The sequence below is a fragment of the Methylophilus sp. 13 genome (assembly GCF_015354335.1).
In the GTDB taxonomy this organism is placed as follows: domain Bacteria; phylum Pseudomonadota; class Gammaproteobacteria; order Burkholderiales; family Methylophilaceae; genus Methylophilus; species Methylophilus glucosoxydans.
In genome coordinates, this window is the sequence record NZ_JADKYR010000001.1 from 137779 (window position 1) to 157405 (window position 19627).

Below are 19627 nucleotides of genomic sequence, written 5' to 3' on the forward strand. Positions count from 1 at the left end.
TTATTTGCTGGCTAACATTGAAAAATAATCTACCAAAAAGTTTTCATACCCTTGAAGTTTTAAATCTGCGCTAGCCTTGGCCTTCAATGCATCCGCTTTAAGATTTGTTCGGTTTTTAAAACCAGTAAGGATTTTTTCAACTGCCACCTCTGTGCTATCAACCTTACCATCTGCGATCCAAGGATACTCCAAAGTATTAAATAGCCCATTAAACTTTCGACTGTACGACAATGGGACGACAGGTACACCAGAAGAAATCGCCGCAATACAAGCATGCATGCGCGCGCCAGTAAAGAAATCCATACCCGCGATAAAGCTCTTAGCTGCAGAGGGACTCTCGAATTTGGGAACTACTTTACACCCTGGAAATTTCTTTTGTACCTCAAGAATGGATACCATGTCGTTTTCATTATCCATATTTGCAGGTGTTACGTGTGAGACCAACCAAACAGTATTGCGCTGATCAGCAGTCCACTCTTGAAGCAACTTCTCTATTAGCTCTTTATAGTCAACGGTCAGTCCAAACTGATTCGCACCAGTGTAGCCTCCACTCATGAGTAATCCAGAAATATTTAATCCGATATTTACAGTATCGCCAATAGTTGGCTCTGGTAACTTATACGGCAGCCTAAATGCTACATCAATTGCTTCTGCGCGATTCTTTTTAACGCCAGCAGCATCCAAATAGCTCGTAGACAATTCATCACGGGCAAACACCTTCTCGCACCGCTTCATTACTTGGGCGGCAAGAAAACGAGTGATCACCGAATTAAATGGGCCGATAGTTTGCGGACTTAAAATTAGAGGGCGCTTTCTCATTAAAACGCCAACTTTACTACCCCATAAGAAAGCAAAACGATAAAGGCCATAAATATCTGTGAAGCTATCCCCTTCACCAATATCCAACACCAGATCACACTGCTCAATATCATCAAGATATGGGGCATTGCCTAATATTGTGCGACGAATAGAAACGGGATTCCCTTGTTGAATTTCTACATTATTAAGCGTGGGTGCGCGGCCACCAGACGTACCAATAACTGTAAAGCTAACGTCTACACCAGCTCTTTTAGCAGCGGCTGAGCAAATTGCAATTTGCGACTCAGTTAAGGCCCCTACTCCTAAATTATCCGAAGTTAACGAGTGCCAAAGCAAACCAATTTTTATTTTAGATTTTTTCAACTTTTTTCTACCTTTGTTCGTCTGTAAGTGCCAACGGCATTTCTCAGCAAGCTAATCGGATTAATCATAAAGCTAGCTCGGACTAAGCCCATTCTTTTAAAATTAACAAATTTCTTATTAGCTAAACCAGCAGCAATTAGCCTCGCTAAAGCAACTTTTTTTCTTAACGCCTGATAAGGCTGCATTTTTTCAATATCGGTAACTGGCAAGGCGGACATATCAATAACTTTAGCGTCATAAGCTTTGTTCACCAACTCCTCACCAAGTTTGGTTCGAGTCAAAAGCATGCTACGCCCTTCTCTCTCGGTAAAGTCTGGATATCCATCCTTACCGTACCAGGCATCCGCACACACAACGTCAGCAAACTCACCTGTGCCATCTGGGCACAACTTACATCTAAACTGCACTCTTCGTCCAAGAATTTCACCCCAGGAAGAGTTGTAATCCATTTCAAAAATCTGCCCATCATGCTGTATGGCGCGAGCTTTTCCAGGCCACCCATCACCACGATATCTGAAAGATGCCAATTGATTTTTATCAGCCCCCATTTTTTCCAGGACCTCGTGAGTCCCTTTAATACTAGGAACACCGGCACACATAAATGAAATCAAAAGCTTGACCTGTTTATAATACTCAGGATTAGCATCGAGATAATGACGTAACGCTGCGACATCACAAGGCTTGCCGACAAATGCAAAACGCTCTCCAGTTTCTAGCATTTCACGAATATTTTCCAATGGCGCAGAAGGCGCATATCTAGATCCTGCAGCCCTAAGCACATCTTCACGATTTCTACTTTTCTGCAATATATTTTTTAGAGGGTCAGTAGGACTTACCGCAGTTTGTGCCACAAAGTCGACAATCCCCATCTCTAATAAATATACACACAATGCCGACACCACCCCGCCGGATGAACCCTGGCGACGAATATCCTGATCCAATGAAAACGCTGTTCTTGTTTTTACAAGAGGCCCCCAAATAGGATGAAATTTTTCTGTATTTGCACTTGAATGCTCTAAATGAACTCCAGGACAAGCCTCAAGAATGGATTGCTGACTTAGTGGTGAAATAGTACTAAATTCGACAGGACGTAAGAACCCGGACGAGCTCATTTGCATTTGAATCTGACCAGGGTCTGCAATTGATGTACAAATCCCACAGCCAGTGCAATATCCATTTTGCTGAATAGTATTTAAAGAGTTTTTATTCATGCTTTTTCGTTTCAAAATAAGAAATCGGGTCAAATATTAAATCTGGCTTTAAATTGACAATTTCTTTTATTGCTTGGTAATCCAGCTCCCACCATTTAGTTTGTTCAATTTCCTTAATAATTTCAGGAGTGAATCTATATTTAATTATTTTGGCCGGATTACCTGCAACTACGGAATATGGTGGAACGTTCTTTGTAACCACAGCCCCAGCAGCAACAATTGCCCCTCGTCCAATGTTTTTTACACTAGGTGTTATTATTGAGTTGTGTCCAAGCCAAACATCATCTTCGATAATACAAACACTTCTAGCAATTGTCTCTTTCGGCACTATCCCTAGTGCTGGGTTATAAGCATATGGATGCAACGTTAGGAATGTTATTCCATGATTACCATTAAATATATATGCAGTTGGTGCTATTGAACAAAACCTTCCTATTTTTGTACCTCTCGCTATTCTTCGTTCATCAAAACAACCATAAGAATACATACCAACCTCAATCTGGTAGTTCTTGAGAAAATACTTACGAAGATTAGAACTTGTAAATTGATCTTTCATCCAGCGATTCAATCGCCATTTTTGAAAAAAATTAATCATTTTTTAGTTATAAATAAACATGTTGTTATCAGCAAGATAAAAGCAATCAAAACTACCATGAATGGGCTATACGAGAATTTAATTTTTTTCTTGGCTCCAAAAAATAGATAACTAATCACTAGTGCTGTAATGGATAAAGTTTGTGCAATTACCATCCCTGGTAAACCAAAACCTTTAACAATGTATGGTGAAACTAATACAAGCACCAGGAACCCACTGAACTGCGCATAAAGACGAATTTTTTGAAAACCCATGCCTGTTAGTATCACCCCTAACGAGCCCGCACAATAGCGAACAAAAACCAACACTCCTAAGAAAGGCCATAACTCATTAATTGAACGAAACTTATCGCCATAAATTTTCATTGATAAAGTTTCTGCCGCAAACTCAAAGAAAACCCACCAAACAGCCCCTAGTATTATCATTTGAACGTTTAATTTCTTGATTAGATTAACCTGCTTTGCCGAGTGTTGGGGAGAGGCAGCAATAGATGGTAAAAAAACGTTAGCTAGCACAGGTGCGAATTGCAGTGAACCTTGAACCCATTTTGTTGCAGCTTGATACAGGCCCACACTTCCCACACCTAAATAATGATTGACGATCAACGTATCAACCTGTTGTAAAAAGTTTGAAAACCCTGCATCAGCAGCGTAAGGTAGACCCAATTTGAATGTTTGATTAATGTCCCTTAGGTTAAAATTAATCTGCAAGTTTCCAACGTTAGTTTTGTACGATAACCAAGATAATGTAAAGAAAATAACTCTAGAACATAAAAACGCGCTAGAAACGACTATTACATTTGGTTTTATTAACATGAAAATTAGTAATATAAAAAAATGTACTAATGATCCAGCCACTGCGATATTTGTCTCTATTTTGTATAGTCCAACCGCTCTCAAAGCAGTATTAAAAAACTCACAGAATGAAGCAAATATGCAAGAGATAAGCAGTAGCCAAAATACAATACTTGCTTGTGAATCAACACCTACAAAATAGATATAAAACTCACAAAGTATTAATGTTAAACAACCAAGTAATAACTTAGCGACAAATACACGCCCCATAATGTCTTCTACCTTATGAGGATCAGCCCCAATGTCTCTGAGTAATTGTTGAGAAAAACCGTAATCAACAATTAATACAAAAAGACTAGCTAGTGTAAAAGAGTATGCAACCAACCCAAAGTCATGCGGGCCAAGTAAGCGTGCCATCACAACGAATACAACAATACCAGACAGCATTTTTGCTGCAGTTGTTAATCCCATAAAAATGGTGTTTTTAAACATCACAACCTTAAAACAAATTTACAGCTTATAAGCCAGCAATTGCATTCAAATTATTTTCCGGCAAAACTGATAGCAAGTTATTGATAAAAGAAACTTGTAGTTCAAAGCCGTGTGTAGTGTCAGGCGTTATTGATGAGGTACGAAATAAAATCCCATCTGGAATCTTGCCTTGTAAGCCATATTTTAATTTCTGTAATCGGGTTTCTTTGCCACGAAAAACTGCTTTATTCCCAATAGTTGTCCAGTAAATAATTGGTTCAACGCGTGTAGAGAATGTGGCAATCAGTTTTCTTGCCGGTTTGCTCCCTAATGATGTCTTTAGCAAACTATTTTCTGCCGCGATAATCTGAAAGCCCTGCGCCGGGTAACAAACCTCGGGATAATGTAATTGGGTTCCATCACTTTGATCCTCGCCATAGGCAATGACGAGCATGACTTGCTCACCCTTACTATTTACGTATGTGCGTGATAATGTCTGGCTGTACAGCTTATTAATCAAAGTATTCTGCTCAGGATTAATAATCCGCCCACCTTCTGAACTGTCAATTAACTTCCAATCGCCAAACTGTTGAGGAATGATATTAGCTAATACGAAACTTTTTCTCTCGTCTGCAATTTTTTGCGTAGGCTCCAAATAAATTGCTGCAACTGTAGCCGCAAACATGGATACTAACAAAATCATTTGTTTTAAGGTCATTAATTTACTCTTTGGATAACCGCGAAACTACAATTTTTTGTATTAATGAATCAAGTGTAATAATTAAAATCAATGCAACGATAAATAGGACGATGCCAGCAAATCCATGTACAAACCCTTGTCCAACCTCATCACCAAAGTAATAGGTAATCAAGGTAATGGCTATCACTCTAATAGTATTGGCGGTAAAAGAAATTGGGACAATAAACAATGCAAGCAGGCAGTTTCTGGCAAATGAATCATGCTTAACCAAATTTAGGTATAGCAATCCCAAAGCTTCAAGCGAAATCAATGTATGCATACCAGCACATGCATCTGCAACTAACAGCTGATATTGACCAATTTGCAAAATAACTCCTGTACGCGCTATTGGATAATCGAACCAATACAATACATGCTCAGCCACTTGCGAAACTGCGATCTTCATTGGCATGGTAACAGCATCAACAAAGAAGGCGGGCAATGGCACCATGAAAACCATAAAGAACAGAGGAAACCATAGTGCAAGCAATACTTTCCATCCTTTAAATAGCAAAATAAGGGCAGCAATCAGCATAACTTGCCCACCCATATCAAGAATCAATATATCTTGCGAGCGCCCTATAACATAAGATAAGAGCGCACCAACAAACAGTACCCAACCTGATATGAGCGCCGGTTTATTGGGTTGCATGAATGCGTGACGTTTGTCATAGAACAAATAGAGGACTACTGCAAAGACTAATGGTCCATGAGCCTGATCCGAGCTACTCCAGACTGCATCAATTAAATATAAGTAAGTAGGTGTGATTAACACCAAAAAACCAAGGATGGTCGGCCAAAAAGCCAACAATAAAGAAGACACTCGCTCAGGGACTATTGCTTGCATGGAGGACCTAATAATTATTAACTACTGCACCAATAATATTCGACCCAGCACCCTCAATTTGATTTTTTAAAAGCTTGAGTTGATCAACTGAAGTATGGTTCATTCGAGAGACTAAAACTGACCCACGAGCTACAGAAGCCAGCATCTGTGCATCAGAGCCTTGAGTAATTGCAGGGCTATCTATAATGATTACATCAAAAATTGAGCTGGCATATTTAACTAACTGTGGAAAGTTTGGACGCCCTATTAGTTCTTGTGGGTTTGGTGGCACGGTACCCGCACTTAAAACTGTTAAATTAGTAAAGTCTGGAATGTTGAATAATGCATCTGCGCCAGGAGTGCGGTCAGCTAAAATATCAGATAAACCGTAAGGCTGTTTTAGATTGAATATACGTTGCTGATATGGTTTTCTCATATTCGCATCTATCAATAATGTTTTTTTTCCTAACTGTGAAAAAACAACAGCGAGGTTGGCAGCAATATAACTGGTCCCCTCCTCAATATCTGATGCAACAACAGTAAAAGCCTTAAAACCTTCATTTAACCAACGAAACATGATTTGACTACGCAATGCCCTGAAGCCTTCAACCTGAGGTGAAAATGGCTGATAAGCTGCCACCAACTCAGGGCTATACTGCGCGTTAGCTGCTGGCAAATATGCGTAATCAAATTGACGAGATAATACTTGCTGCAAGTCATCTTCTGTAATTAGTCCAAGCTGTTTTGCAGCATCTCCAAACTTTATGCCTGCATCTTTTTGTTTACGCAAAATTCTATCGGTGTCTTCTGGTGTAATTTTGCCCATATCCAAAAGCAAACGTCCAATATTGGAGACATTATCGTGTGTATTAGAATTTATAACTTGCTGACTCATGTTAACGGCCTTTGTCAAAACGTGGGAGTAATGCACTCGTTTTCATTTTTGAAGTATTTGATTGAATAATTGCTAATACGGGCAAATCGACCAAGTCAGATATATCATGAACACTTCGCACTTTTCTATTAACCATCTCAGAAAATAGTGCAAAAGCAACTCCCAGCATGCTGCCAAGAATAACTGACAATAATGTATTTAGTAATAGCTTGGGACTTGAGTGCTTATCTGGTGGTATTGCAGTATTAAGTATTGAAATATCACTCTCATTGGCTTTACCTTCAATACTAGTCTGATTCAATCGTTGCGTAACATTGTTATATGCAGTTTGCGCCGTCTCAACGTCACGTTGCAATACAATCAACTGATCTCTTGAGCGATTCAAATCAAGAACCTTTTGCTTCTGAGCAGCCAGCGCAGCTTTGAGCATGGCTTCGTTTTGTTTGTAGATGCGAGCACTACCTCCAACACTACTGCCGATTCTTTTTACCTCGACATCGAGTTGCGACTTGAGTTTATTCACCTCTGCTTGTGCTGCTTTATACTGAGGGTGATTTTTACCAAGTCTATTTTCAGCCTCAGCGAGCTTAGACTCAGCTTGTGCGATAGAAAATTTTAAGTTTTGTATTACAGGACTTGCAGAAATATCAGGAGAGGCGTCACCGGCAGCGTTAGCATTTGTTTGTCGTGATGACGAGTCGAGCGCTTGCGCCTGCACCAAAATCAGTTGATTGGCCAACTGATTTAATTTGGCATTTTCGACGTCAAGATTTTCAGCAATACTGGTCAACCCGTTTTCTTGCTGATATTGCGAAAGCTTTACTTGTGCCTGCTCGAGCTTTTCACGATAACTCTTTGCTTGAGTAAGCAAATATCCTGCCGCCTTTTGGGAAGGTTCAACCTTCAAACGCAGACTGGCTTCCTGATACGCCTCAGCAAACGCATTTGCTATCGCTGCAGAAAACTGTGGATCACTACCTGTGTAACTTATATCGAGAATACTACTTTCACGAGAAGGTTTTACATCAAGTTTTCTGAGTAACAAATCTGCCAACCAGTCTTCAATCCTGATAGCTCCATTCGTTTCTTCTTCAAACTGTTGCTTAATGACTGGACTATTAGTCAACCCTAGATTTTGAACAACCTTTACGGCGACTGCATGGCTAGTGATGATATCCACTTGGGTAGCCATATAGCCTGGCATTAATTGCGCCTGCATCACCATACCACTCAAAGGATCAACCCCTTTATAATTTACAACTAATGAAGTGGTAGCTGTGTAACTTTTCGGTAAAATTAAACTAATAGCTATGGTTGTGCCAACAACAATCAAAAAGGTCCAAGAAATGATCTTTTTGCGTGCTTTTAATATCAACAAAAATTGCGAAAAATTCATAGTATAACCTTTGCTTAAAGCAAGCTTTCCTCAATATACAAAACATCCTCATCTTGCAACACACTGGTCAAGCTAGGGGTTTGTTTGACGATTTCATTATGCTCATCTTTACGATGAAGCTTTACTGAGCGTTGTGTCCCACGCATGGTTAACCCTCCCGCTTTGGCAATGGCTTGCATCACGGTCATGTTTTTATCAATTTTATACATACCTGGCCGCTGCACTTCACCATACACATACACTTGTGGTGCTTTAGGCACATAAAGCACATCGCCTGGATAAACCTGCTTATTTTGAGGAGAGCTTGGTGACTTAAATAGCTCATCTATATTGATTTGCTCAGTCATAGCATTTCCTGAGATAGAGCTCGTGTAAAAAAGCACTTCTCCAGCCAGCTCTGTGGGGCCACCAGCAAGAGAGATGAAGTCACTTATTTTGCGCATACCACCCTGAATGCCATATTTAGCAGGACGCAACAACTGGCCCACTACTGCTACGTCACGTGAACCTACATAGATCGTCTCACCGCCTACAACGGTTATTTCCTCTTTACTTGCGTGTTGATTAATTACATCATGTAAATCGAGTTCTGTTCGCTTGTCGCCGCGAACTACAGTCACAATTTCTGAACCATCTGGCGTGATCCCACCTGCTTCAGCGATCATGTCTTTGACATCGGAAGGTCGTGTGACAGGATACCGACCTGGCTTGAGCACCCCACCCAGTACAGAAACGGTCTTACTTAGAAACTGAATCACAACAACAGACACTTGTGGGCTTGCAATGAAGCCACCGCGCTGCAGTTGCTCTGCAATTTTCTTTTCAGCCTCAACTGTGGATAATCCACCAACCTTGACCTCACCAATCAATGGGAAAGTCAAAATACCATTTTCGGCTATGCGAATTTCGCGGGTCAGCTCTGCATCCCCATAGACGGTAACTTTTACAAAGTCACCAGTGCCTAGGGTGTAATCAGCAAAAGCCCAAATCGGAAATAGCATGGTGAAAAGAAACAAACAGCGCGTTAACAATTTCATATGTAGGTCTCAATAAATAGTAGTGTTAGTCAAGCAGACGATACGTTATCGGCAAAGGTCAGATTGATCTATAGCCCTTTTAAGCCATGGTCCACCGTATTCGGTGCTTTTTGAGTTGTTGAGGCAGGCGAAGCTTTAGCCGTTGATGCCGCTGGTTCAGACTTTAAATTGGGATCCAGCACCTCAATCTGAGCCAGTTTTTTTAGGCGCTGTAGCTCATCCAAAATAAGCTGCTGGCGTTTACGCTCATTGACAGCCTTGGTGGCCATATCCAATGCCTGTTGCTCAGTCAATGGAACCTCAGCGATGTTAGCAATGCTGCGCGCGACCACTTTAATGTCATCATGCATAAACAATAAATCCCCTACCTTTACCTGATCTGCCAAGCTGACGGCTTCTTTGGGCAAGGCTTCGGTGGGGATGGTTTCTTCAGCAATTTCAAAGTGAATTTGATGCCTGTTTAACCAAGTCTTTAGCTCTTCGGCATTGCTTACCAGATTTTTCAAAGTATCAGGATTAACTTTAGCAGGGTTGTTGGCAAAAATAATGTCTGCAGTAGTAAAAACTTTGCGCCGACTAAATACCTCTGGATGCTCAACCATGAATTGTTGCACTTCTTTTTCGGTCGCCTGCCCTAATGTAGACACCTTGCGAGCCAAGTAGGCTTGAGCGTAAATTTGTGCACGGGCAGCATCCACTAATTGAACAACTTCTGGCGTACGGTCTAAATTTAATTTCATAGCCTCTTGAACCAATAGCTGTCGGTCAATTAAGCTCTCTAGCATTTTTCTTGCTACTACCTGAGGGTTAGCAACAGGCACTTGCAAACGCTGCATTTCACCATTGATTTGATGAACGGTAATTTCATCACCATTCACTTTAGCTGCGACTTGTGTTTGCTTGGCTCCAGGATCGCTACCACTACAAGCAGAAAGTAATCCCAGCAAAATTATTGATATAGTTAGTATTTTCATGGAGTATCAATCCCTGCTTTTAGTGAGTAAGACCCAATCATGGACTCTAAATCTTCAAATCCAATGTCAGACTAGAAGTGACATCATTGTAATCAAAAGAATTATATCCACTTGATGCGTCGCGTGAGGATTTTGAGGTATTCAAAATCAGTCCAACATTTTTTATTGGTTGCCATGTCAGAGCAACACCAAAACTTTTTTCCTCATCGGTTCTTGATGGTAATCCGGAAAATACAGGATTCTTGAAGTCTCGTTGCGCATAGCGACTATTAAGACCCAAAGTTAACTTTTCACTAAAAAAGTAACTAAGACTTGTCGTCAAAGCATCGCTGGCTGTATAGCTACTGTAAGGCGTATCAAATTGCCCTATTGTTCGGGATAGCTCTGCATTAAACTTAAGCTTTCCTGTTAATAAAACATCGTATCTAACATAACCCAACCAGGAATCATAATCACGTTGACTGAAATTATCATAATTGCGTGAAAGATAGGCGAGCTTAGTAGTTAAATTACTTTTCCCTGATGCTTTTAATGTAACATCCACCTCATATTCGTTCTCAGTATAACCGTTATCAAAAAGTGACAGTGCATTCAAGTCTCTATTGAACTCTCCTGAGCGACTATGCCCTAAAAAGCTAACACTGGTACCTGATGAAAAGTTGTACCGCGCGCCGTAATCAAAAGCATTGAAGTCAAAATTTGGAATAGCATTGAATGTTTGGCTGTTTGTAGCGCTAGACTCCGTAATGCCTGCAATCAAGGCCCAAACTTTATGCGGTGAATACTCGGCTCTAAATTGATTGATTTTATTAGTTCTAATATTTTGAACACGCGATCTGAAGTCAGCAAAACCAGCCAACGATTTGGATGTGGCACTTGAAATTGTGCCCGTCAATGCTGGAGTCAATGTCCATTGCCAAGCGGCATCGTAATTTAGGGTATTAAAATCCAAAAACTCATTGGTTTGATATTTGTTATCAATGTAGTTCAGATTAACTATAAAGCGTTGTTGAGAGTAGCTTTTATCTAACTTAACCCCGGCATTGTAGGTAGTAATCTGGTCAGAAATCTCGTTATTACTCAGGCGAAAGAGGTTGTTATCCCAAGTGCGGTTCACTGCAGCACTAAATTGCAAAGTATCAAATTCATCAGCGTGCGCATTTGCCAAGTAGAGTGATGACAGACAACACATTAAGCGGGTCATCAATAAAGATCGTTTTCTCTTTTTAGAATTTAATAACATGCATTAGCCGTGTGAAGTTTTAGAAATTAGAAGTGAGCTACTTGTTTTAATAATTATTCACGGAGGCCAAAGACCGTATTACGCCAAGGCCACACTTTTTAAAATCTACACATGCAAACTTCAATTCCCTGAAAGTTAAACATGATGATTCGTTAAGATTAAACTTTTTTGACAGATTACCATGTTCATTGAAGAGTTGCACCTATCCATCTGGACGATTGCCCCAAATAAGGCATTGATGCAACTATAACGGATGCGTTAAACTATGTTTAAGTCTTAATCACAATAATTTTAACTTCCATGACTACCAAACCCCCGATCAGAACACTTTCAGGCTTTTCTGCTGGTGCCAACAATCCACTCTACATGCTGGAGTCTCTTGTTGAGCCTCTGGTCATGGTATTTGTGCTCTGGGGTTTGTTCATTTATACCGAAAACCGCATTCCGATGTCGATTTTTATTACATCTATTGTGCTGTTTTCTATCTCTTTTCCAAGTGGCGCCAAAATTCGCAAAGGCTTTGTAAAAATGTGCCGCGATGTGATTGGCCAGTGGTTGGTGATTGCAACGTTTGTACTAACGTTTGCTTACATCACGCGTTACATTACGCTTTATAGCGAAAAGCTCATTCTTGCATGGCTCATTGCGACACCTATTGTCCAAATTCTTGCATTGCAGCTTTTAAAGTTGGCCAGCCCGAAACTGATTGAGTGGCAAGGTCCTCCGCAAAACACGCTGATTATTGGCTTGAATGAACAAGGCCTGTTGCTGGCGGATAACCTACAACGCGACTACTACCAGCGTATTAATATCTTAGGTTTTTTTGAAGATCGTGCACCGAATCGACTACCGCAAACAGACGCCTATCCGGTGTTAGGTAGCTTAAATGAGTTAAGTCGTTACTTAAAGTCGCACACTGTACATAAACTTTATATTGCATTGCCGATGTCTAGCCACCCTCGGATTTTAAAAATGCTGGATGATTTAAAAGATACGACGGCTTCAATCTATTTTGTGCCAGATATTTTTGTGACCGACCTTATCCAGGGCCGAGTCTCTGAAGTAAACGGTATTCCAGTCGTATCTGTCTGCGAGACGCCTTTTACTGGTGTAGATGGTGTGATCAAACGGACGGCAGATATTTTATTCTCGTTATTTGTTTTGATTTTAATCTCACCCATTTTGCTGGTCATTGCGTTAGGGGTAAAGTTAACTTCACCTGGGCCAATTATTTTCAAGCAACGCCGCTACGGTTTGGATGGACAAGAGATCCTAGTGTATAAATTTCGCTCGATGACGGTAACCGAAGATGGCAGCAAGGTGACACAGGCTACTAAAAATGACCAGCGCATTACGCCTCTGGGGGCTTTTTTACGTAAAACGTCACTGGATGAATTGCCTCAGTTTATCAATGTGTTGCAAGGCCGCATGAGTGTGGTTGGCCCGCGCCCGCATGCCGTTGCGCATAACGAGGAATACCGCAAGCTGATTAAAGGCTATATGGTGCGTCATAAAGTCAAACCTGGGATTACCGGTTGGGCACAAGTGAATGGCTTTAGAGGTGAAACAGACACCCTTGATAAGATGGAACAGCGCGTGCACTATGATCTGGAATATCTGCGGAACTGGAGCCCTCGCCTGGATATGTTGATTGTGGCAAAAACAATCTGGCTGACCATTGTCGGCCAAGACGGTGCTTACTGATAGCATCCGTTTTAAAGTGGATCATAAAAAAAGCCTGACAACGCTGTCAGGCTTTTTTTATGATGGTTAGCTTTGTTTACCAAGCTAAGGATACACGGAATAAGTGAGCGAGCGGGATAAAGTGCAAGGCGCACGGAACGCAGAAACCGAGATAGTACGCGGTGTACAGCGAGGTTTAGAGTACCGCGCAACGCAGCAATTGGCCCGCGTAGCCACTTATTCCGCGTATCCCTAACTTTACACCTCAATCTCACACACATGCGATTAATCGCTGTGCGCGGTCATTCTGGTCAACATCTGCCCGATCCAGCTCGGGCTCAAGCAATCTAGCACTTCCACATCTTCCATACCACGTAACCAGGTGAGTTGGCGCTTCGCCAATTGCCGCGTCGCGTAGACGCCATGATCAGCCAGGGTGGGCAGGTCAATCTCGCCATTGAGATGCTGCAACACCTGACGGTAACCGACGCAACGCATGCTTGGTGTCTCAGTGGTGAGTTGCGGATAGGCACTGAGCAAGCCTTGAACTTCCTCAATAAAGCCTAGTTTCAGCATGGCTTGAAAACGATCGGCAATGCGCTGATGCAAGACACTGCGGTCGCTAGGCATGAGGGCGATTTTGAGGATATCAAACGGTAGCGTGACTTTTTCGGACTGCGCGCGCAGGGCACTCATCGGCTGACCGCTGATGCGATACACTTCCAACGCACGCTCGATGCGTTGCGAGTCAGTGGTATGGATTTTGGCAGCCACGCTGGGGTCTATGCTGGCTAATTGGGCATGCATGGCAGGCCAGCCAACCGCGCTGGCTTCAGCTTCGATTTGCGCGCGAATGGCAGGATCTGCCGGCGGCAAGTCGCTCAAGCCATGTTGCAAGGCGTTGAAATAAAGCATGGTGCCGCCCACTAGCACCGGGATGCGTCCGTTGGCGGTGGCAGTCTGCATGAGCGCTAACGCATCCTTGGCAAACTGGGCGGCGGAATACTGCTCCAGTGGCGTGATTAAATCAATTAAATGGTGTGGCGCCTGGCGCAAGGTCTCGGCATCGGGTTTAGCGGTGCCAATGTCCATGCCGCGATAGACGAGCGCAGAATCGACACTGATGATTTCCACCGGAAAGCGCTGGGCTAGCGCAATGGTGGCGGCTGTTTTGCCACTAGCCGTCGGCCCCATAAAAAAGATCGCTGGCGGTAGATGGCTTTTGTCTGGGGCTGGCATACAACAACATCAACAATGAAGATTAAACGTAAAAACAGTTATTGGTCGTATTTGACGTAACTAAAGCGGAGGTCATCTTGTGGTGTGCCCTCTAAGGCTGAGCCTGCTTGCTGAGCAGGTTGCCATTGAATCACCTCTTCAATTTTTCTGGCGAGTTCGATGTCTTTCATCGTGATGCCTTTTGCGCTGTGCGTGCATAACTTGACGATGACAAAGGCATAAGAAACCGTCAGGTCAGGATGGTGCCAAGCCGCTTCTGCTAGATGACCGATGGTGTTAACCACCATCAGCGTCCCTTTCCAGCTATTGGTTTTATATTTGCGGCGTATCCAGCCCTCTTCATAGTACCAATGCGGCAAAGAGCTACTCAAAAGTTGTTGAATTTCCTGCTCGGTGAATACTTGCTCGGACATACGCGGCTCCAGACTGACTAAAACATGTCAATCCTGCAGTATACCGCAGGTCAGGCATTGACTTACAGGGTGTGGGCGCCAGTTGTTTGCATGTTTGCCAACATGGCTGTGATGACCGTTAAATCCGCACTGGTGCCTGGATTTAAGCGCTCCGCTTTCAGTGCCTGATCCCAGGCCAGCAATGCAGGCAGGTAGGTTTTAGGATTATCTAGCGCCAGCAGTGCCTGATAATGCTGCCCGGCGGTAGTTTGCACCTCATGCGCTGTCAGCAAGCCATATTTGCGCACAATATGACTATCCGGCACGCTGGAAAGCCAGTACAAATAAGCCGCCGTCAACGCCCAGGCGGGACGTTCCCAGCGTTGGCATTGTTCAAGATAAAGGGGCAGTGCCTCCTCAAACAGACGGGCATAGCCCTCATTGTATTGACGGCCGATTTCATCCTGCGCGCTGGCCAGTTGCATGGCTTGCAACAAGGTAATCTGTGGCGCTTCTGAAACATCATGCTCACTGCGCTGCCCCATGCCGGCCGGATTCACCAGACGAATCCCGGCATAGACCGCTGCCGCATCTTCCACTGTGGTCTGCTGCAAGACTTGCTGCAAGCCGGTCTTTAACGGCAAAGCCGCATAATCCACCGTAGCCTGTACCAGCGGCGCGGCCAACAAGACAATCCCCAGATTAGTATTACAACCGACTTGGGTGTAGGTGGCCTGCAAGGCCTGCAAAACACGTTGCCCAAGGCTGCGCTTGCCAAATTGTGCATCATCACACAGGGCGGGTGCCGAGACGTGTGCGCTTTCAACGAAATGCTGGACCTGCATGCCATGTCCATCAGCAAAAATATGCACATTGCCGGACTTGAGCGCTTCGAGCTCGGCCAGACAAGCCTGTAAATAGGCGGTTTGAATCTGTGTATTCATCTGCATCGTTTAAGCATCAGCCAGCTGTAACAAATCATTGACCAGCACATCCGCGATGTCAAACGAGGTAATACTTTGCAGCCCACGCCAGGCCGGGATACTGTTGACCTCGATCACCCACAATTTGCCATGTTTATCCCGCATCACGTCGACCCCGGCATAGGCGATATTCACAGCCTGTGCAGCGCGCACGCCAATGTCAGCCACATCCTGTTCGTCACAAGCACTGCAACGTGCGCCACGCGCCACATTATGCAACCAGCTGTCACCTTGTCGCTGCATCACGGCAATCGGCTCCCCGCGCACCACAAACACACGGTAATCATGCTGGTAAGGCCCGCACTCAATTTTTTCCTGCAAGTAATACACGCCATCAACGAAAGGGTCCTGTGGCAGGGCAAACTGCTGACGGCTTTCGATGAGACGCACGCCTTTGCCTTGCGAGCCAAACAACGGCTTGATCACTAGCGTTTTTCCAGTATCCAGTGCCTGCTGCATCAACATATGCGCAATGTGCCGATGCTCACAAACCCAGGTAGCTGGCGTCGCCACGCCCTGCTCTGCCAGCAATTGACTGGTGAGCCCTTTATCCACCGTGGTTTCGATGGCACGTGCCGAGTTATAAATGACCATGCCCTGCCGCTGCAAAGTATGCAGCAGGTTCATGCGCGTAATAATTTGTTGTGTCGTGCCTGCGGCTACCCCACGCACAAAGGCCATGGGGGCTGGTTGGGTCAAGCCGGGGATATGAATCAGCACCTGCTGATTGGCGATACTCAGATGACAGCTATCCAGTGACACCATCAGCGCTTGCCAGCCACGACGGGCAAACGCCTGAGCCAAGCTCTGGCCATGCCAGCCACCGGCTTGGGCCACTTCGTCAGTAAAAATGGGAACAACTTGCATAAGGCTTGTACGATGACGCAGGTGCAGGTTTTGAGACCCGACGCCTGCGTTCAGAACATATTAAATCACTTTAGATTTAGCTACCAAAAGATTGATTTAAAAGATCTTCATTGAATTTTCCAGCAAAGAATGTGCGGCCCGTTTTTACATTGCTGACACTGACTTTGGCCGGAGAGAATAACATCGGGTCAATCTGGTAAAAGTCCATATTCACCGCTTTAAATACCTCAGCAAAAGGACGACCATAGTCTTTGGAGGCGGAAGAAGGTAATTGTGTTACCAGGGCTTCTGCCGCAGCATCGTCCGTATTCACAAACAACTGCACAAAGCCACCGAACAAAATCGCATCATTGGTGCGGCCCATGCCGACGATAAAGTCTGGCGATGGTGCAGGCACCGGCGCAATCCCGTATCCATCCACAATGGCAGACAAATCAAAATGCAAGGCGTGACATTTATGCAAGGCTACTTCGAGCACGCGCGCAGTCACTTGTAATGAACCGGCTACACTGCGTGTAGGCGTCAGGATAAAGGTGAGTTTATTCGCCGGAAGCCCGGTGTCTTTGGATACTTTTTCAATCACGGCGGCAGGCGGCACCTTGTCAGTTTCAAGGACCAATACCGATTGCTCACCCTGGTCGCGGTAATTGATGTCTTTAAACACCTCTTCACGCTGTGCAATCGCCCGTGCAGGACCGCTACCCAGCGAAAAGAATTTTTCATGGGACAGCGCCCAGCCGGCATACTGGCTGCCCAGGCAGGCAATCACCGGTTGTTTGGCCGTGACCACCACGCTTAATGGCCAGTTGGCAAATTGCGGCACATGGCGCAAGGCCACATTACCGAGTCCGCCCATACAGATTTCAGCAATCAGGCGACCGGCTTCCAATCCTCCCGGCACTTGAATGCCGGCATCGACGATGGTTGCACCTGTCTCGTGCGTGGATACCACACAGCCCAAGGCGGCTGCATTGGCAACCAGCTCAGCAACTAGCGGTGCGCTGTAGCGTTGAACGCTAATGCTTGACGGTTGCTCATTAGTGGATATTGAATTCGATGTGCTTGCAGACATACGTCCCCCATAATTTTTCAAGTTGTGTTTTTTGGTCTTGCAAGGCCGCGCGCACTCCGCACGCAGTCTCTGCTTCAGCATAAAGACTACACACCGGTTGTCCGGCTGCAATCTCATGGGTTGTTGGCCGATCTTCTACCCATTCTGGCCAGTCGAGTGAACCGACCGTGATAGCCTGTTGGGCATAAACCATGCAATGGCTAGCGTAGCCTGTCGGTCGACTCAGTGCAGGCCCTTGCGCTTGCTGGCAACTGGCCAGATGTGCTTGTATCAGAGGCATCTGGCTATACAATCGCATGCTGGCACTGAGTCGTGGATTGATCTCGAGCACATGTAAAGTGTCCTCTACCCAGATCGCATCCAGGCTATTCAAGCCTATCAAATTTAAGTTTGGCAGGAGCGCGTTCAACACCTGATGCGCTGCCGCCCATATTTTTTCATCGTGCAGGCGGCTCGCGCCGGCGTAGGTAAAGCCGCCGGGACGCTGTTTGAGCGCATGTACGCCAATCAGCTTGCATGCGTTCGACTGTGCGATAAACAACAGACCAACGGCCTGGCCCGCTTGAAAAGCTTGCCAATAGGCTTGGTCAGAAGCTATAGACGGCGCTGTCGTTGCGCAATCGTCGATCTGCACATGTCCGCCACCGCATGCTCCAATCTGTTTATACAGCCAAGTGCCAGAAATCGGCTTTTTCCTTGTCACCATAGGCGATGCTACGCCGCTGCGCTCACAAGTCTGCTGCAATACGAACGGGTCCTTCACCTGCGTCACGACCTCAGGAGCATTGGTGTACACCGGATAGCGCTCGCACAATGCTTGATACGCTTTTGTATTGGCTTCAAATCCTGAACCGAACACAACAGCCTCTGGCGCAAACGCATCGAGTTGCGCAAGCAGGTCGGCCATCACGTGTGCAGCCCCTGGGTTGTCAAACCCTGGCCAGATAACACAGGCTTCTGCGGCTTGCCGCGTCTCGGCATCCGCAAACGCGTCCACAGCCAACACGTTAAAGCCCTCACGTCGTGCCATCTGGCTATAAATGCGTGCACTGTGCGACAAAATGGCCAACCGCAAGCGCAGCCTATTCTACGTGCGCACAGGCATATTCATATGCCTCGTGATAGTCAATGTGCATCGGGCTCTCGCTCTGCAACATTTGCTCCAGCAATTTATTCTGGGTGACATATTTGAGCTGACCAATCGCCAGCGCACCAAAACCGGCGACTTGCGTGCCTTCAATCATGCCACCATTCGAGAAGGTGTCGACGCCTTCAATGCCAGACGGCGGAACGGCATTGACATCAGCAACCACCTTCAGTGTTTTGGAGTTGGCAAAATGACGCACTTCGAGCACGCGCACGCCGGCCGGGGTTGCACACAAGGCCACGCTGGCTTCGTTCAACACCGCCATTTTCGCAGCTTCATTGCTACCATCCACCACTTGCAATTTGACGTCGTAACTGGTCGACAACTTGTCCACATAAGCCTGCATGCTCGCGATTTCGGCATGTGCCACCATTAGCACCGTTGCGCCCTGGCGTGCCGCGATCAATGCCGCGGTAGAACCCACCGTACCACTGGCACCAAAAATGGCGACTTTTTCCTTGCCCAGGCCGCTGCCGGACTTTTGCAAGTAAAAATCAACCTTGGCCAACATGGCTGCAGCGGTTGTAAACGCGCCAGAGGGATCGGAAAAGGTATGACACTCAAAAGGTTTGAACATGGCACTACGTGCCTGCTTCTGCATTTCAAGCGCGACTTGAATATCACGGCCGCCAAAAAACAAGGCCTGTTGTTTGAGGCCACTCGGACTGCGGGAGAAAATGGCATCCTGAGTCAATGGAATGATTTCATTCAGGGTGACGTCGGTATAAGAAATAATTTTTTCATAGCCTGCATCAAATGCCATATTGACATCAAATGGACTCGCATTTTTTGCGGCTGTAAACAAATGCATAATGCTGGTTTTCTTCATTGTTCCCCCTGAAACCGTTTGTTAAATAGATTCAGGCTCAAATATACACACT

The 19627-nt window shown here is 44.9% G+C and carries 19 protein-coding genes; 1 reads left to right on the plus strand and 18 read right to left on the minus strand.

From position 1 onward, the window contains the following. The 11 genes from INP77_RS00700 to epsL all read right to left on the minus strand — a co-directional run bounded on the left by INP77_RS00700 (position 1) and on the right by epsL (position 11363). Positions 1 to 1182 (minus strand): polysaccharide pyruvyl transferase family protein, encoded by a 1182-nt coding sequence (locus INP77_RS00700; RefSeq protein ID WP_194746800.1) that lies wholly within the window; start codon positions 1180 to 1182, stop codon positions 1 to 3. Beyond that, positions 1179 to 2393 (minus strand): Coenzyme F420 hydrogenase/dehydrogenase, beta subunit C-terminal domain, encoded by a 1215-nt coding sequence (locus INP77_RS00705; protein WP_194746801.1) that lies wholly within the window; start codon positions 2391 to 2393, stop codon positions 1179 to 1181. The genes INP77_RS00700 and INP77_RS00705 overlap by 4 nt, the downstream gene beginning before the upstream one ends. Beyond that, entirely contained in the window at positions 2386 to 2949 is a 564-nt protein-coding gene (locus INP77_RS14995; protein ID WP_194746802.1) for a CatB-related O-acetyltransferase, read from the minus strand. Before INP77_RS14995 ends, INP77_RS00705 begins: the two co-directional genes overlap by 8 nt. A 35-nt stretch (positions 2950 to 2984) precedes the next feature. Further along, entirely contained in the window at positions 2985 to 4274 is a 1290-nt protein-coding gene (locus INP77_RS00715; protein ID WP_194746803.1) for an oligosaccharide flippase family protein, read from the minus strand. A 25-nt stretch (positions 4275 to 4299) separates the two neighbouring features. Then, positions 4300 to 4971 carry an exosortase-associated protein EpsI, B-type gene (epsI, locus tag INP77_RS00720; RefSeq protein ID WP_194746804.1) on the minus strand — a complete coding sequence of 224 codons (672 nt, stop codon included), beginning with the start codon at positions 4969 to 4971 and terminating at the stop codon, positions 4300 to 4302. 4 nt (positions 4972 to 4975) lie between these two features. After that, entirely contained in the window at positions 4976 to 5839 is an 864-nt protein-coding gene (gene xrtB, locus INP77_RS00725; protein WP_194746805.1) for an exosortase B, read from the minus strand. A gap of 7 nt (positions 5840 to 5846) precedes the next feature. Then, the gene (gene epsG / locus INP77_RS00730) at positions 5847 to 6713 is read right to left on the minus strand and encodes a chain length determinant protein tyrosine kinase EpsG (protein ID WP_194746806.1); all 867 of its coding nucleotides are present in this window, start codon (positions 6711 to 6713) and stop codon (positions 5847 to 5849) included. Between the two features lies 1 nt (position 6714). Then, complete coding sequence (epsF, locus tag INP77_RS00735; RefSeq protein ID WP_194746807.1) at positions 6715 to 8109, minus strand: chain length determinant protein EpsF; 1395 nt, start codon at positions 8107 to 8109, stop codon at positions 6715 to 6717. 14 nt (positions 8110 to 8123) lie between these two features. Beyond that, complete coding sequence (locus INP77_RS00740) at positions 8124 to 9146, minus strand: SLBB domain-containing protein (RefSeq protein ID WP_194746808.1); 1023 nt, start codon at positions 9144 to 9146, stop codon at positions 8124 to 8126. Between the two features lie 68 nt (positions 9147 to 9214). Beyond that, positions 9215 to 10120 carry an EpsD family peptidyl-prolyl cis-trans isomerase gene (locus tag INP77_RS00745; RefSeq protein WP_194746809.1) on the minus strand — a complete coding sequence of 302 codons (906 nt, stop codon included), beginning with the start codon at positions 10118 to 10120 and terminating at the stop codon, positions 9215 to 9217. A 46-nt stretch (positions 10121 to 10166) separates the two neighbouring features. After that, positions 10167 to 11363, minus strand: a complete 1197-nt coding sequence (epsL, locus tag INP77_RS00750; protein WP_194746810.1) for an XrtB/PEP-CTERM-associated polysaccharide biosynthesis outer membrane protein EpsL — start codon at positions 11361 to 11363, stop codon at positions 10167 to 10169. A gap of 366 nt (positions 11364 to 11729) precedes the next feature. On the opposite strand from epsL, the gene INP77_RS00755 reads away from it, so the two are divergent. Beyond that, positions 11730 to 13067 carry an undecaprenyl-phosphate glucose phosphotransferase gene (locus INP77_RS00755; RefSeq protein WP_194747474.1) on the plus strand — a complete coding sequence of 446 codons (1338 nt, stop codon included), beginning with the start codon at positions 11730 to 11732 and terminating at the stop codon, positions 13065 to 13067. A 264-nt stretch (positions 13068 to 13331) separates the two neighbouring features. Here the strand turns inward: INP77_RS00755 and miaA are convergent, their stop codons facing one another. The 7 genes from miaA to INP77_RS00790 all read right to left on the minus strand — a co-directional run bounded on the left by miaA (position 13332) and on the right by INP77_RS00790 (position 19575). After that, positions 13332 to 14285 (minus strand): tRNA (adenosine(37)-N6)-dimethylallyltransferase MiaA, encoded by a 954-nt coding sequence (gene miaA, locus INP77_RS00760; RefSeq protein ID WP_194746811.1) that lies wholly within the window; start codon positions 14283 to 14285, stop codon positions 13332 to 13334. 38 nt (positions 14286 to 14323) lie between these two features. Continuing rightward, positions 14324 to 14698: a 4a-hydroxytetrahydrobiopterin dehydratase gene (locus INP77_RS00765; RefSeq protein ID WP_194746812.1), complete on the minus strand. Its 375-nt coding sequence runs from the start codon at positions 14696 to 14698 to the stop codon at positions 14324 to 14326. A 62-nt stretch (positions 14699 to 14760) separates the two neighbouring features. Continuing rightward, positions 14761 to 15621: a triphosphoribosyl-dephospho-CoA synthase gene (locus tag INP77_RS00770; protein WP_194746813.1), complete on the minus strand. Its 861-nt coding sequence runs from the start codon at positions 15619 to 15621 to the stop codon at positions 14761 to 14763. A 9-nt stretch (positions 15622 to 15630) separates the two neighbouring features. After that, entirely contained in the window at positions 15631 to 16527 is an 897-nt protein-coding gene (locus tag INP77_RS00775; RefSeq protein ID WP_194746814.1) for a RimK family alpha-L-glutamate ligase, read from the minus strand. Positions 16528 to 16603: 76 nt separating this feature from the next. After that, positions 16604 to 17599 (minus strand): methenyltetrahydromethanopterin cyclohydrolase, encoded by a 996-nt coding sequence (mch, locus tag INP77_RS00780; protein ID WP_194746815.1) that lies wholly within the window; start codon positions 17597 to 17599, stop codon positions 16604 to 16606. After that, positions 17565 to 18674 carry an ATP-grasp domain-containing protein gene (locus INP77_RS00785; RefSeq protein ID WP_228518625.1) on the minus strand — a complete coding sequence of 370 codons (1110 nt, stop codon included), beginning with the start codon at positions 18672 to 18674 and terminating at the stop codon, positions 17565 to 17567. Before INP77_RS00785 ends, mch begins: the two co-directional genes overlap by 35 nt. A gap of 7 nt (positions 18675 to 18681) precedes the next feature. Next, on the minus strand, positions 18682 to 19575 hold the full coding sequence (locus tag INP77_RS00790; protein WP_194746816.1) for an NAD(P)-dependent methylenetetrahydromethanopterin dehydrogenase: 894 nt from the start codon (positions 19573 to 19575) through the stop codon (positions 18682 to 18684). Positions 19576 to 19627 lie beyond the last annotated feature (52 nt).

Bases quoted from the DNA above. Each gene is read 5' to 3' on its own strand.
- INP77_RS00705 (WP_194746801.1), bottom strand. From the start codon at position 2,393: ATGAATAAAAACTCTTTAAATACTATTCAGCAAAATGGATATTGCACT.
- INP77_RS14995 (WP_194746802.1), bottom strand. From the start codon at position 2,949: ATGAAAGATCAATTTACAAGTTCTAATCTTCGTAAGTATTTTCTCAAG.
- INP77_RS00715 (WP_194746803.1), bottom strand. From the start codon at position 4,274: ATGTTTAAAAACACCATTTTTATGGGATTAACAACTGCAGCAAAAATG.
- epsI (WP_194746804.1), bottom strand. From the start codon at position 4,971: ATGACCTTAAAACAAATGATTTTGTTAGTATCCATGTTTGCGGCTACA.
- xrtB (WP_194746805.1), bottom strand. From the start codon at position 5,839: ATGCAAGCAATAGTCCCTGAGCGAGTGTCTTCTTTATTGTTGGCTTTT.
- epsG (WP_194746806.1), bottom strand. From the start codon at position 6,713: ATGAGTCAGCAAGTTATAAATTCTAATACACACGATAATGTCTCCAAT.
- epsF (WP_194746807.1), bottom strand. From the start codon at position 8,109: ATGAATTTTTCGCAATTTTTGTTGATATTAAAAGCACGCAAAAAGATC.
- INP77_RS00740 (WP_194746808.1), bottom strand. From the start codon at position 9,146: ATGAAATTGTTAACGCGCTGTTTGTTTCTTTTCACCATGCTATTTCCG.
- INP77_RS00745 (WP_194746809.1), bottom strand. From the start codon at position 10,120: ATGAAAATACTAACTATATCAATAATTTTGCTGGGATTACTTTCTGCT.
- epsL (WP_194746810.1), bottom strand. From the start codon at position 11,363: ATGTTATTAAATTCTAAAAAGAGAAAACGATCTTTATTGATGACCCGC.
- INP77_RS00755 (WP_194747474.1), top strand. From the start codon at position 11,730: ATGCTGGAGTCTCTTGTTGAGCCTCTGGTCATGGTATTTGTGCTCTGG.
- miaA (WP_194746811.1), bottom strand. From the start codon at position 14,285: ATGCCAGCCCCAGACAAAAGCCATCTACCGCCAGCGATCTTTTTTATG.
- INP77_RS00765 (WP_194746812.1), bottom strand. From the start codon at position 14,698: ATGTCCGAGCAAGTATTCACCGAGCAGGAAATTCAACAACTTTTGAGT.
- INP77_RS00770 (WP_194746813.1), bottom strand. From the start codon at position 15,621: ATGAATACACAGATTCAAACCGCCTATTTACAGGCTTGTCTGGCCGAG.
- INP77_RS00775 (WP_194746814.1), bottom strand. From the start codon at position 16,527: ATGCAAGTTGTTCCCATTTTTACTGACGAAGTGGCCCAAGCCGGTGGC.
- mch (WP_194746815.1), bottom strand. From the start codon at position 17,599: ATGTCTGCAAGCACATCGAATTCAATATCCACTAATGAGCAACCGTCA.
- INP77_RS00790 (WP_194746816.1), bottom strand. From the start codon at position 19,575: ATGAAGAAAACCAGCATTATGCATTTGTTTACAGCCGCAAAAAATGCG.